The following is a 13397-nucleotide window of genomic DNA, read 5'->3' as shown; positions in this document are numbered from 1 at the left end:
GAGGAACGCGGACGGCGAGGGGAGAGCCCGTTGCGGGGCGGGGGCTATGCCGGCCGGAAGGAGCGCGGCTCGTGCCGGCTGCTTCCGCGGCCGCCGCTTCGATAACGGCCTCTCCGGTCGGCGCGGGAGGCCCGGCTCCTTCCGGCGGGACGGTGTTCGGGAGAAGCGGGGCTCTGCTGCCCCCCGGCGGAGGACCCCCCGGAGCATCCCTCCGGCGCAAAGCCGGCGATCTGCTTCCGCTCGATGGTCCGCCCGAGCAACCGTTCCAGCGCCCGGAGCGCTCCGAGCTCCTCCCGGGCGACGAAGCTGATCGCATCCCCGGTGGCCTCAGCGCGGCCCGTTCGCCCGATCCGGTGGACGTAATCCTCGGGCGTCGCCGGGAAATCGTAGTTGATGACATGGGAGATGCCGTCGACGTCGATGCCGCGGGCGGCGATATCGGTCGCGACAAGCACGCGGACGGCCCCCGCCTTGAAGGCCTCCAAGGCGCGGGTCCGCTGGCCCTGCGAACGGTCCGCATGCATGGTCGCCGTCGGGATCCCCGCCCGCTCCAAGACCCGCCCGATCCGGTCCGCCCCGTGCTTGGTCCGGGAAAAGACGAGCACGCTCCGGAGCTCCTCGGCTTGGAGGAGGCGGCAGAGCAGCTCCGCCTTCTGCTCCCGCGCCACCTCGTAGACCGACTGGACCACCGCCTGGGCGGGATCGGCCCGGCGGCCGATCCGGACGATCTGCGGCGCGGAGAGGAAGTCGCGGGCCAGCGTTTCGATCTCCGGCGAGCAGGTGGCCGAAAAGAGCAGGGTCTGCCGCTTGCGGGAGACCCACCGCATGATCTGCCGGATCGAGGGCAGAAAGCCCATGTCGAGCATCCGGTCCGCCTCGTCGAAGACCAGGAACTCGAGCCGGGCAAGGTTGCCGTGCTGCTGCTCCAGCAGGTCGAGCAGCCGGCCGGGACAGGCGACGACCAGGTCGACGCCGGAACGGAGCGCCGCCACTTGGGGCCGTTCCCTCACGCCTCCGTGCACGCTTGCAATGCGCAGGGGCAGGTGCTTCCCGTAGGTCCGGGCGTTTTGCTCGATCTGCGCCGCCAGCTCCCGGGTCGGGCTTAAGATCAGCGCACGGGTGCCGCTGCGGGCGGGGATGTTCCCCTCCGGGCAGAGCTTGGCGAGAATCGGCAGGGTGAAGGCCGCGGTCTTTCCGGTTCCCGTCTGGGCGATGCCGATCAGGTCGCGGCCTTGGAGAATGAGGGGAATCGCCGCCGCTTGGATCGGAGTGGGCCGGGCGTACCCGGCCTCTTCGACCGCCTGCCAGATTTTGGTTCCCAAGGGGAAGCTACGAAAGGAGAGAGAAGACGACATAATGACCCATCGGCCCTGCGCTATCCCCTTGGTGGGCCGGAAGGCGGCTTACAGAAGAGGAAACCTCCGAACGCGGAGGTGGTTGGTTAGTTATGAATGTTGCCATTCCCGAAAGGATGGCAACGCGCGATCCTTCACAGAGCTGGCCCGAACCCTAAGGCCGCCGGCTTCCCGCCGGCAAGAAAATTCGTTCCTTTTGTTGGAAGCAAAGGAGCGGCCGCTCGGGCAGCGGGGCGGGAGGGCCCGGGAGACGGGGCGCGGGCGGCCGCAGAGGCCGGCCGGGAAGGAATTCTCGTTGCGTTTTTTTTCCCACAGGCTTCTTTGGAGCCGTGGGACCGGCGAGCCGAGGCGGGGAAGCGCATCGTGCGGAGGAGCGGGGGGCTGCGGAAATCCGGGAGAGGCACCTCCACTACCAGCGGAGGATAGCGACGATCTGGCGGAAGGTAGCCGGCGTGATCGTCGGCCAGGAAGCGGCCGTCTTCCGCGGGCTGGTAGGCTCCCTCTCGGTCTTTCAACCCAATGTAGGCGGATTTCCGGCCAACGGGCATTGCACGTTCATCGGCCTGCCCGGAACCGGCAAGAGCACGATGGCGTCGGTTCTCGCACGGGCGATCGGCGGCACCTTCAGCCGGATTCAGTGCACGGCCGACCTTCTGCCCAGGGATTTCACCGGGAGCTTTGTGGAAAAGGAGGGGAGCCTCGTCTTCGAAAGAGGCCCCCTCTTCGCCAACGTCGTCCTCTGCGACGAATACAACCGGGCGCCCGAAAAAGCGCGCAGCGGCGTGCTGCAGGCGAAGATCGAGGGGTTCGTCTCGGTCACCTTCGGGGAGGAACGCGCCTTTCCCCTCCCTCGGCCGAACATCATTTTCATGACGCTCAACCCCATGGAGGTCTCCGGCCTCTACCAGATCGGAGACGCGGATCGGGATCGCTCGCTCTTCCAGATCTTTTTTGCGCCCCTGCGGCCGGAGGAGCGGATTCGGCTTTTGGAGCGGGCGGAAGGCTTTCTCGACGGCGAGGCGGCCGAGGACGGCGCCGAAGAGCCGCTTACCCCCGGCGAGTTCGAGGAGATCCGCTCCTTCATCTGGACCGAAGTGGCGGCGAGCCGGCTGCTCAAGGAGTATCTGGTTCGCCTGACCGAGGTGGAGCAGCTGGAGGCGAGGCTGGCGCCCGTCCGGCGGCAGTTGGAGGATCTGGCGGGCGTTCCTCTTTCCGCCCTATTTTCCGGCTATTTGGCCGAACGGCCCGCCTTGGGGCTGCTCGGCGCCTCGAAGGTGGTGGCTTTCCTGCGGGGGAGCGGAGTCGGGCCCGCGGACGGGATCCCCCGGCTTTGGGTGGCCCCCTCCGACGTCCGGGAAATCTACCCGGACGTCATGAACCACCGCATCCGGCTTTCCGAAGAGCTGGAGGTGCTCTGCCCGAAGCTCGCCCCGCATCTGCTGGAAAAATTGTCGGAGGAGGACCGCCGCAGCTTTTCGAGCCTCGCCGCCCTCTTGCCGCGGGAGGTCGTCGTCCGCTACCTGTTGCAGGAGGTCCTCTATCGGGTCCCGGACCTCGAGTAGCCTCTCCTCATGGCCTCCCTCCCTTGCGGCTTTTTCCCCCGGCGGCGGATCGCCTCGCCGATCCCCGGCGCGTGGCCGGCCGATCCGATGCCGGGGGGATTGGAGTTCGAGGCCTTCCGGGAGGCCCGGGCGGGAGAGGACGTCCGCTGGATCGATTGGATCCAGTCGCGGCGATGGGGAGAGAAGCTGGTCCGGCTGGCCGAGGAGTCGCGCGCGCCGGGGCTCCTTCTGGTCGATGCGGGCTGTTGCCGCAAGGCGTCCCCGCTCGGGGGCATCGCCTGCGATCTGGCGGAGCTCTTGTGGGAGGAGATCGCGGCCTCGGACCCGGAAAGCCGGATCGGAGCCGTCGCCGGCCGGCGCCCGGCGCTGGTCCGGGAGCCCCTGCACGCCGGACCGGCCTGGAAAGATCGGATCCTGGGGAAGCTCCGGCGGTTGTCGTCGGAAGCGGGGGACGGGGAGGAGGAGCTTCCCCGGCTGCTGGCCGCGGCGCGGCCGTGGCTCCCCTCGGCTTCCGCGGTCGTTGTCCTGGTGCCGGTCGGCCGCCTTTTCCGAGACCCGGGCTTCGCGCGGCCCTTGGCCCGGTTGCGGGCTCCGGGCCGGGAGGTGCTTCTTTTCGCGCTGGCCGGCCGTTGGGAATTGCGGTTGCCTTCCCCCCGGGCGTTCTGGGCGTTCCGCGATCCCTCCGGGCTCTGCCTGCGCGCCCCGCTCGGCTCGCGGCGGTTCCGGGAAGCCTTTTGCGCGCACGCCGGCCGGCGGTTGCGGGAGCTGGCGAGCCGGCTCGCGTTTTGGGGATTTCGGCGCGGCGTGGAGTGGGAGATCGTCGAGGAAGGGGACTCCCTGAGGGAGCGGATCGGGCGGATGGCCGCCTTTCGACGGAGGGTGCCGGCATGAAGCTGCTGTGGGCCGCCGGGCTCGGCCTTTTGCTGGGGATCGCCGTCGGGCAGCTCCCGCTCGGCGTCGACACGGCCCGGGGAGAGCCGCGGAAGGACCGGGCTCTCTTCTTCTATGACCGGGAGCTCCGTTTCTGCGTCGCGACCCCGCTGCCGCGCCTCTACGTAGAGATCCGGCGCGTCCTCCCCGCCGGCTCGCGCGACTGGACGGAGGCCTGGAAAGCCGCGCTGGGCCCGTTATGGGCGGAGAGCGTCGAGGCCCGCGGCGCCGGCGTTCTGGTGAGCCTTCCCGCCGACACGCCTCCCGAAGAGATCTTCGCGTCGGCGGCCTCCTTGCGGAGCCGGGAGTCGATCCGGTTTGTCTATCCTCTGGTGGAAACCGTCGCGGGCCCCTGCGTGCCTCTCCCCCGCGTGGAGTTCGCTTTCGACCCGCGGCTTTCGGAGCAGGAAAAAGACGAAATCTGCCGGGAGATCCACCGAGAGCTTCTCGACCTTTTCGGAGCCGGCTGGTCCGGCCGGGTGGAGAAGCTGGCGGAGGGCAAGGGGACGGCGGTCGAGGTTCCCGACCCCATTCTTGTGGCCCGCCGGCTGGCCCTTTCCCAGGCGAAGGGAATCCGGTGGGCCGTTCCCGTGCTCGATCCGCTCCGCAGCCCGGTCGAGGTGAGGGCGGCTCTGGTGCGGCCCGGCGGAGAAGAGGGGGAGAGCATGACCGTCCTCCTGGGGAACCTGATTACCCTCCGGGTGGCGGTGCGGGTGGGTCCCACTGCGCGCGTCGAACCCGATGCGGCCTCGCGGAGCCTCTCCGAGCTGAGCATCCGCCCGGTGAGCGGCGAGGCTCTTCTTCCGGCCTTTCTCGAACGGGGCGAGCCGCAGGAAGAGGGCGGGGGGCCCAGCCGGGAGGTTCGGCTGCCGCTGCGATTCTATCGGACCGGGGAGTTTCGGATCGAGCCGGGCGGCGTCGCCTACCGGGAGGCGGACCATCCGATTCGGTCGGTCCAAGCTCCGCCCCTGACCCTGCGGGTGATCGGCTTGTCGGGCGGTGCTGGCAGCCTCCATCCCCTCAAACCCCCCCCGGCTGGGTGGAACCGCCAGCCCCGGCCGGCCGGGCCGAATCCCCGGGGCCGCGACTGCTGCTCGGGCTGGGGGCTTTCCTGGCGGCTGCCGGAGCCGCTTGCCTCGCCTGGGCGCACCGGACCGGCAAGCGTGCGCCGGCGGGTGCAATGCCGGCCGCGGAGGCGGCCGCCCCGCTGCTGATCCGGCAAGCCAGGGAGAGCTGGGAGCGGGAGCGGGACCTGGCATCCGTGCGCAGGTTCGCCTGGCGGCTGCTGGAGAAGCGCCGGTCGGGAGAGCTCTCCGCGCCGGCCGAAGAGCTTTGCCGCTCTCTTTTGGCGCAGAGCGAGGTGCTTTTTGCCGACGGGGCCGGCACGGCAGCCGTCGGCGGCGCCGCGGAGAGCCGGGTAGGCGAGCTTTTGCGCCGGCTCGAGCGCGAGGCGGGGCAAGAGGGCGGAGCATGAGCGGGGAATCGCTCGGGTACTGCGCGGCGCTCTTGGGGCCGGCCGCCTTTTGGCTCGGGTTGTGGGCGCGGAGCCGCAGGCGGCCGGCGGCTTGGAGCCGTCACGGGGGCCTCTCCCTCTACGCCGAAACGCTGCGCGCGCTTCCCGGGCGGGCGCGGGCGCTCCTGCTGCTCGCCGACCTCGCTCCGCTTCTCCTACTCTGGCTGGCTTGGGCCGCGCTCCTTGCGGTGGTCGGGCATCTCGGCGCGCGCCGCGAGCCGGCTCCGGCATCCGACTGGGAGAGGAGGCTCGTCCTGGTCGACGATCTTTCCGGAAGCATGCAGGGGAAAAAGGAGGAAAGCTTGCGCCGGGCCAATCTCCGTTTTCTGGCCGCCGTCCGCGGGCCCGCCGCGGGCCGGGTCCGCCTCGGGCTGATCGAGTTCTCCGGCAGCGCCGCCGTCCGGCTGCCGCTGGTGCCGCTCGCTCCGGAGGGCGGGGGTCCGGAGCCGGCCGCCCGGCTCCAACGCGTCGTCCGGTCGGTGTCCACCAAGGATCCCGGGATGGGCATGGGCACCGAGCTGGGGCTGGGCATCTGGGCCGGGTTGGAGGCGATCGTGCGCGCGGGCCGGTGGGAGGACGCCGTTCTCCGGCGCCGCTGGCGGGAAGCGCAGGAGGCGCTGGGGCGGGGCGCGCCCCTTCCGGACGGAGCCGCGCTCCGCCGGATCTTCGGCAGCCATGCGGATGCGGCGATTGTCGCCTTCACCGACGGCATGGTCCGCAACGAGAGCCTCCCCACCGCCCGGGTCCTGGAATTCGCCCGCGCGCTCGAGGTGCGTGTCTATTGCTTGAGCGTGGAGGACCTTCCGGCGGAAGTCGCGACGAACGCCTACCGGACGATGACGCGGATCGATCCGGAAAATGAGGAAGCCTTCCAGAGCTTGTATGAGGAGATCGCCCGCAAGGAGACCCGTCCCCGGATGGAGTGGAAGGTCGCCGAGCAGAACCCTTGGGAGCGGGGCCTCTTTGCGCTCGCCTGCGCGTGCGTCGCCGGTTCCGCCTGGGTTCGGAATCGGGCGATCCCCCGGGGGCCTTGACATTCCGGAGGAGAAGGCCGTCTCATGAAAGAAACGGAGGCAAGAGGGAAGAGTAAGAGTCGGAGCCGGCTCGGCTGGCTGCTCGTGAGCTTAGGGGTCGTCTTTCTTTCGGCCGGCGCCGCTTGGCGGGGAGCCGAGGACCGGCGGGCAAGGCAAGCGATCGCGGCGCGGATCTCGCTCGAGGCCAAGGCGGCGGAAGCCCGCGCCGCCGTCGCACGGCTGCAGAGCGCCGCGGAGCGGGGCGAGGAGCTTTCCGAGGCGGGCCGCCGATTGCAAGATCGCCTCGAAGAGCTCTCGCTCCCCGAGGAGATCCGCAGAGGGATCGCGCGGGAAGCCGCCTGGGTCCTCCTCCGGCAGGCTTCCGTCCTTTCCGCGGAGGCGGCGGTCTACCGCCGGGAGGAGCCCGACCACCCCCACCTGGCCGAGCTGCTCCTCCGGCTGCGGGCCTTGCGGACGCAAGCCTTCCCGCTGCTCGCCGCGGGCCTGCCCCCCTCCGGCGTTCCCGACGCGGCGCAATGCCGGCACAAGATCTTTTACGCCAAAGGGCTTTTGGATGCCTGGATCGCCGGTTTGGAGCCCGATGCCCAGCGGCAGGTAGAGTCTTGGCTTGCCGCGGTCTCGGAGAGCGCAGCCGCGCTCAAGGAAGCGCCGGAGGATCCTTGGACCATGGAAAACCTCGAGGTGCTCGGCTCGACCTTCCGCCCGACCCTCAGCCACGCCCAGGTGCAGGGCGGGGGAGAGAAGCCGGGGAAAAAAGATGTCCAAAAGCCGGAGGAAGCCCCGCCTCTCCCCGAGCGGCAAGGGCACGCCCCGTCGGTTCCCAAGGGGAAGATGTGATCGGGTCGCTCTACCTGAAGCCGGAAAGCGCTTGGGGCCTCCTTCCCGTCGGCCTGTTGCCGCTGATCGTGATCTGGCAGCGAAGCCGGCGGCGCTCCCTTGCCCAAGAGCGGGCCGCGCTGGACGGGGGGCCGGAGGCGCACCATGGGCCGAAGCAGGGGAGCCGGGGAGAGACCCTGCTCCTCTGCCTGGCCCTGCTGGCGACCGCCGCCGGCATGGCCGGCTTGCGCTGGGATTGGGGAGCGCCGGCGGCACGGTGGCGCCGCTGCGACTTCTGGCTCCTCCTTGATACCTCCCTTTCCATGCGGGCGGAGGATGCGGCCGGGGGGCGGAGCGGCTCCCTCTCGCGCCTGGAATGGGCCCAACGCCTCTGCTCGTATCTGTTCTCGGGCTTCCCGGGCGCCCGGTTCGGGATCGTCCCCTTCGCGGGCGACGCGTCGGTGCTGCTGCTGCCGAGTAGCGACCACAATGCCTTTACCTACTACCTCCGGAGCGCGGCGGCGGTGCCGAAATCGCGGGGGACCGACCTTGTCGAGCCTCTGCGGGCGCTGGCGGCCGAGTGGAGCCAAAATCCCCCCGAGTCCCCCATGCCGGTGGCGGTGTTGCTTTCCGACGGGGGCAGGGAGGAGGGGAGAGAAGTTCCGATCGCCGAAATCGGCGAGGCCGCCAAGGAGGTGCAGGCCGCCGCTCCCCGCGTGCTTTTCGTGTGCGTCGCCGTCGGCGGGGACCGCGAGACGGCCGTGCCCGACGAATCGGCTCCGGAGGAGCCCTCCTCGGAGGGGGAGCCCGCGAAGGGACCGCTGCGGACCGCGCGCTTCGATCCTCCTCTGGAGGCGGTCTCCGAAACCACAGGCGGCCTCTTCTTCCGGGCGAAGGAGAGCTCCCCGGAAGAGATCGGCCGCGCCGTCGCCCAGCGGCTGGAGAAGCACGGGATCCGCCCCGAATGGGAGCCCGGCTCGGGCGGAGCCGAAGCGGGACGGGTCTGGGCGGCGGCCGGGCTGGGGATCCTGGCCTTGCTGACCACGCTCTGGAGCCGCCGGTGAGGGCGGTCCTGCCGCGGGAAGCGGGGACCTTCCCCCTTTTTTGCGGACAGCGGGACCTGCCTGCCCAAAACCGCTTCCGCCGGCCGGACGTACTCGGAGCACCTCATGGAGATCGAGCACCAAGGGGTTGCCAGCAGCTAAAAAATATATGGACACATAGCAAGTTTAATGGCAGTATGTCTGAGTGAAGTTGAGTGTCTGGGCCAAGCGGCAGGGCATTTGCTACAAGACGGCTTGGCGGATGTGGAAGGAAGGGCGTTTGCCCGTCCCGGCCGAGCAGTTGCCGACCGGAACGGTGATCGTGCATGCGGAGCCCTCACAACCCAATGGGGTCGCCCTTTACGCACGGGTATCGAGCTCCGATCAGGAAGCGGATCTGGACCGGCAATTGGCTCGGCTGACCGAGTTCGCGCTGAGCAAACGGTTGCCGATCGTCAAGGCCGTCAAGGAGGTCGGCTCCGGAATGAACGGCCATCGGAAGGGCCTGATCGAGCTGCTCCGTGATCCCAATATCGGCGTCATCCTGGTCGAGCATCGCGACCGGCTGATGCGCTTCGGCTTGGAGTACGTGGAAGCGGCATTGGCCGCGCAGAGCCGATCGGTCCTGGTGGTGGAGTCGGACGACAGGACTGATGACATCGTGGGCGACCTGCATGAGGTCATCGTTTCGATGTGTGCCAGGCTTTACGGGAAGCGATCCGCCCGGAACCGCGCCGAGAAGGCGCTCAAAGCGATCCATGAGTAAGCTCCCTGTTTTCACCTACTAGCAGCCTGTCGGACTTTCCTTTTCCTTCTGGAATATGGTAAAAGAGGGCATGGCTGAGCGATTTGTGACGGTGGATCGGATGACGCCGATGCTTTTGCCCGAGGACCTGCGAGATTGGGTGGAGGAGGACGACTTGGTGCATTTTGTCATCGAGGCGGTGGAGAGGATGGATCTGCGGGGCTTTCGGGTGAACGTACGCGGGACTGGGGACGCACAGTATCCGCCGTCGATGATGCTCTCGCTTTTGATTTATTGCTACGCCAACGGAATCTTTTCGAGTCGGAGGATTGAGGCAGCGACGCGGCGGGACGTGGCGGTGCGTTATCTTTGTGCGAACACCCATCCGGATCACGACACGATCTGCCGGTTTCGGCGGGAGAACTTTGCTGCGGTGGCGGACTGCTTTTTGAAGGTCTTGGAGTTGGCCCGGGAGATGAAGCTTTTGAAGGTCGGGGTGGTGAGTGTCGACGGGACGAAGATTCGGGCCAACGCGAGCAAGCATCGGAATGTGACCTACGAGCGGGCCGGAGAACTGGTGGAGCTTTTGCGGGCGGATGTGGCAGATCTCTTGAAGAGGGCGGAGGAAGCGGACCGGAGAGAGGAAGCGGATCCGGGCAAGCTACCTGAGGAGATTGGTCGGCGGGAGCGGCTCCAGGCAAAGCTAGAGGAAGCGCAACGCCGGCTGGAGGAACGGGCCAAGGAGCGAGCGGAGCGGGAGCGTGCGGATTACGAGCGGAAGGTAAAAGAACGGGAAGCTCGCAAGGGGAGTGCCAAAGGGCGGCATATCCACCCTCCGGAGGAGAAGCCTGGGGCGGAGGAGCAAAGCAACCTGACCGATCCCGAGAGCCGGCTGATGCGCAAGAGCCGCAACGAAGCCTTTGAACAGAGCTACAATGCGCAGGCGGCCGTGGATGCGGAAGGGAGTGCCTTGGTGCTTTCGGCTCGGGTGAGTGTGTGCGCCAACGATGCCGGCGAGTTGGAAGCCGACGTGCGGGCCATTCCTACGGAAGCCGGTCGGGTCCGTGCGGTGCTGGTAGACACGGGGTATGCCAATGGCGAACAGGTCGAGGCTCTGCAGGCGGAAGGAATCGAAGTCTACTGTCCGATGAGGGCTGAAGCTCTGGAATGCCGCCGGCGATACGAGTTCCGGCCCACCGATCGTCGACGGGAGAAGCCCGTGGAATATACCGCCCCGTGGAGACGCAAGATGGTTGAGAAGCTCGCCAGTCCGGAAGGCCGCCGCCTCTATGCTCGACGCAAGCAGACGGTCGAACCGGTCTTCGGCATCATCAAATCGGTAATGGGCTTCCGAGCATTTCGGCTCCGCGGGCAAGCCAAAGTCCAGGGCGAATGGTCGTTGGTCTGCTTGGCGTACAACTTCAAGCGACTTTGGAAGCTTGGGGGAGCCCGCAAGCTCGGTTCCCTTCCGATTGGATCCCTATGGTCGCTCTCCGCCGGAAAAACGGTCGTCGCATTGTCTTGGTTTTTAGGATTCCCGAGACAATCGCTCCCCATGCCGCATCGGACCGTCGCCGCATCGTGGCAAACTCTCGTACTAAGGCCGACAGGCTGCTAGCGGCCATTTCTCACAAGTTTCGTAGCCGAGGCGCCGCAAATGGGCTTGGGTGCGAGGCGGGCGCAGCGGACTCTTTTCGCCAGGATGCGGGCGGGCGTTCCCCTAAACGAGCTCAAGCGGTCGTTTCGGCGCCGGTTCGGCCTCACCGCCCGGCAGTTCAACGCCATTCGGGTCGAGCTCGAAGGCAAGATCGCCTCGATCCGGGAAAGGCGGCCCGAGTTGATCGAGGAAGCCAAATGGCGGATCCGGAAAGCGGAAGAGGCGGTCGGCCGGCTGGAGAAGAAGCATCCGGGATCGGATGTCGTGCACCAGAAAAAGCGGCGGCTTGCCGTCCTGCGGGCGAAGCTCGAGGCGCTTCTGGCCGATCAGGAGTCCGGCCGGGTCCGGCTCTGTTTCGGTTCCCGACGCCTCTTCCGCAAGCAGTTTTCCCGGGAAGAGAACGGCTATGCGGACCATGCCGCATGGAAGAAGGATTGGCAGGCGGAGCGGAGCAGCCAGTTCTTTGTGCTCGGATCGAAGGACGAGGCCTCGGGCAACCAGTCCTGCCAAGCCGCAGTCGCTCCGGACGGCAGCCTGCGGCTGCGGTTGCGGCTGCCGTACGGATGGGGAAGCACGAGCAAACACCTGGTGCTCGAGGGCGTGCGCTTGGCCTACGGCCAGGAGGAAATCCTCCAGGCCCTCTCCGCCGGCCGGGTCGTGACCGCACAAACCAAGACGGGGAAGCTCTTCCGCAAGCGGGAGGGAGCTGCCGTGAGCTACCGCTTCGTGCGGGACTGGAAGGGGTGGCGGGTATTCGCAAGCGTCGAGGCGCAACCGGTTGCCCTGGTGACACGCCGCCTTGCCGGAGCGATCGGCGTTGACAGCAACCCGGATCATCTTGCCTTGGCCGAAACGGATCGCTTCGGGAATCTCGTGGAAATCCGCCGGATCGGATTGCATCTCTATGGGAAGAGCGAGGAGCAGGCGAAAGCCGCGATCGGCGATGCGTGCCGGCAGATCGCCCGGGCCTGCGCCGAATCGGGCAAGCCGCTCGTGATCGAGCGATTGGATCTTCGCAAGCGGAGGGCCGAGCTGGAGGCGGTCGATTGCGTCCGGGCTCGCTCGCTCTCATCCTTCGCCTACGCCAAGACGAACTCCATGCTCAAGGCGGCTTCCTTTCGTGCCGGAGTCAAATGGATCGAAGTCGACCCGGCCTACACTTCCGTGATCGGCGCGGTCAACCACGCGCGCCGTCATGGCATCGGTTCTCACCAGGGCGCGGCCTACGCCGTCGCCCGGAGAGGATTGGGCCTATCCGAGCGCCCGTCCGTGCGGGAGGCTGTCGTGCCGACCCGCAATGGCGGCCATCTCACCTTCGCCCTACCCGCGAGGAATCGGGCGAAGCATGTATGGTCGTTCTGGGCGGACGTTCGGAAGGGGCTCAAAGCGGCGCATGCAGCGCATGCCCGGTCGGGAGGCAATCGCTTGTCTCCCGCGCCTCTGTCCCCGAAATCGTGGGCATTGGGCGCTACCCGGGCTTTGCCGGCGAAACCCCGGCACGCGAACCGTCGGCAGCACTGTTCGGCCGACGTCCTGGACGATCTTCCCTGGTAATGGAATGGTTGTCTATAGTTTTAGGAACGGTTCGCTGCGTCATTGCGGGAGGGGAGCGGCGCGCGATGCGGAATCGGGAGCGGCGGCCGGGTCGGCCGGCCGCTCCAGCGGATCCAGGCCCATAAGTACGTTCCGCACGGAGTCGACGCCAACCCATGTTTGGAAGAAGATCTCGTAAGTCGTTGCGATACAGTACCATATGGTGGACCCCGATTTTGAGAGAGGGATTTAAGCTGCCATCTTGGGAGGGTGATGGCATGAGCGAAGGCAGGAAGCGCAAGGCACATAGCGCGGAGTTCAAGGCGAAGGTGGGAATGGAAGCGATCCGGGGGTTGAAGACGCTCAACGAGATTGGGCAGCAGTACGGGGTGCATCCAGTCGTGGTCGGGCATTGGAAGAAAGAGCTCCTGGAGCGGGTGGCGACGATTTTTGAAGGAAAGCGAGGGCCGAAGCCGGCTGCGCATGCGGATGAAGATCGGCTGTATGGGGAGATTGGTCGGCTGAAGATGGAGCTGGACTGGCTTAAAAAAAAGTCCGGACTATGAGCAGCGAGGCACGGATAGGCTGGATAGAGCGAGAGGCGGAACTGGCGGTGGTGCGGCAATGCGAACTGGCAGGGGTGGCGCGGGCTACGTTCTACGGGCGGGGGGCGTCTGGCGAGCAAAGCGAGGAGGATTTGCTGCTGTGCCGGCTGATGGATGAGGAATACACGCGGCGGCCGTTTTACGGCAGCCGGCGGATGGTGGTTTTTCTGGGGCGACTGGGATATGTTGCAAACCGCAAGCGGGTGCAGCGGTTGATGCGCCATATGGGGTTGGCTGGGATGGCGCCGGGGCCTTCGACGAGCGTGGGACATCCCGAGCAGGCTGTTTATCCCTACCTGCTGCGCGGCGTGGAGGTCAGCCGGCCCGATCAGGTTTGGAGCTCCGACATTACGTACATTCAACTCCTGCGAGGTTTTGTTTATCTGGTGGCGATCATCGACTGGTACTCGCGGCGGGTACTGGGCTGGCGGATCAGCAACAGCCTGGACAGCTCGTTTTGCGTCGACTGCCTGGAGGATGCGTTGGCTCTGCACGGGAAGCCGGAGATCTTCAATAGCGATCAGGGCTCCCAGTTCACCAGCGCTACGTTCACGGGCATGCTCAAGGGTATAGTGGACCCCGATTTTGAGAGAGGGATTTAAGC

General features: G+C 67.2%; 11 protein-coding genes and 1 pseudogene. 11 read left to right on the top strand and 1 reads right to left on the bottom strand.

Translation table 11 applies throughout. The annotated features are described in order from the left end of the window. Window positions 1-44: 44 nt before the first annotated feature. Complete coding sequence (locus MTHMO_RS07455) at window positions 45-1355, bottom strand: DEAD/DEAH box helicase (protein WP_202214212.1); 1311 nt, start codon at window positions 1353-1355, stop codon at window positions 45-47. A gap of 329 nt (window positions 1356-1684) precedes the next feature. Between MTHMO_RS07455 and MTHMO_RS07450 the strand changes: the two genes are divergently transcribed. The 11 genes and pseudogenes from MTHMO_RS07450 to MTHMO_RS07400 all read left to right on the top strand — a co-directional run. Further along, on the top strand, window positions 1685-2917 hold the full coding sequence (locus MTHMO_RS07450) for a MoxR family ATPase (RefSeq protein ID WP_202214211.1): 1233 nt from the start codon (window positions 1685-1687) through the stop codon (window positions 2915-2917). Between the two features lie 9 nt (window positions 2918-2926). After that, window positions 2927-3808 (top strand): DUF58 domain-containing protein, encoded by an 882-nt coding sequence (locus MTHMO_RS07445; protein ID WP_202214210.1) that lies wholly within the window; start codon window positions 2927-2929, stop codon window positions 3806-3808. After that, a complete protein-coding gene (locus tag MTHMO_RS07440) occupies window positions 3805-5061 on the top strand; it encodes a hypothetical protein (protein WP_202214209.1) in 1257 nt (418 codons plus the stop codon). Before MTHMO_RS07445 ends, MTHMO_RS07440 begins: the two co-directional genes overlap by 4 nt. Beyond that, the gene (locus tag MTHMO_RS07435) at window positions 5028-5321 is read left to right on the top strand and encodes a hypothetical protein (protein WP_202214208.1); all 294 of its coding nucleotides are present in this window, start codon (window positions 5028-5030) and stop codon (window positions 5319-5321) included. Before MTHMO_RS07440 ends, MTHMO_RS07435 begins: the two co-directional genes overlap by 34 nt. Beyond that, the gene (locus MTHMO_RS07430; protein WP_202214207.1) at window positions 5318-6394 is read left to right on the top strand and encodes a vWA domain-containing protein; all 1077 of its coding nucleotides are present in this window, start codon (window positions 5318-5320) and stop codon (window positions 6392-6394) included. The genes MTHMO_RS07435 and MTHMO_RS07430 overlap by 4 nt, the downstream gene beginning before the upstream one ends. A 24-nt stretch (window positions 6395-6418) precedes the next feature. Continuing rightward, window positions 6419-7231 (top strand): hypothetical protein, encoded by an 813-nt coding sequence (locus tag MTHMO_RS07425; protein ID WP_202214206.1) that lies wholly within the window; start codon window positions 6419-6421, stop codon window positions 7229-7231. Beyond that, window positions 7228-8274 (top strand): VWA domain-containing protein, encoded by a 1047-nt coding sequence (locus tag MTHMO_RS07420; protein ID WP_202214205.1) that lies wholly within the window; start codon window positions 7228-7230, stop codon window positions 8272-8274. The genes MTHMO_RS07425 and MTHMO_RS07420 overlap by 4 nt, the downstream gene beginning before the upstream one ends. Window positions 8275-8458: 184 nt before the next feature. Continuing rightward, window positions 8459-9019 carry an IS607 family transposase gene (locus MTHMO_RS07415; RefSeq protein ID WP_202214204.1) on the top strand — a complete coding sequence of 187 codons (561 nt, stop codon included), beginning with the start codon at window positions 8459-8461 and terminating at the stop codon, window positions 9017-9019. A gap of 70 nt (window positions 9020-9089) precedes the next feature. After that, window positions 9090-10616 (top strand): IS1182 family transposase, encoded by a 1527-nt coding sequence (locus MTHMO_RS07410; RefSeq protein ID WP_202214203.1) that lies wholly within the window; start codon window positions 9090-9092, stop codon window positions 10614-10616. Window positions 10617-10655: 39 nt separating this feature from the next. Further along, complete coding sequence (locus tag MTHMO_RS07405) at window positions 10656-12209, top strand: transposase (RefSeq protein ID WP_202214202.1); 1554 nt, start codon at window positions 10656-10658, stop codon at window positions 12207-12209. Window positions 12210-12466: 257 nt separating this feature from the next. Continuing rightward, a pseudogene (locus MTHMO_RS07400) lies at window positions 12467-13359 on the top strand (IS3 family transposase); the annotation flags it as partial. Window positions 13360-13397: the final 38 nt, after the last annotated feature.

The organism is Methylacidimicrobium sp. AP8, assembly GCF_903064525.1.
Lineage (GTDB): Bacteria > Verrucomicrobiota > Verrucomicrobiia > Methylacidiphilales > Methylacidiphilaceae > Methylacidimicrobium.
Note: the sequence above shows the minus strand (reverse complement) of the source record. Positions and strands in the feature narration are given on the sequence as shown.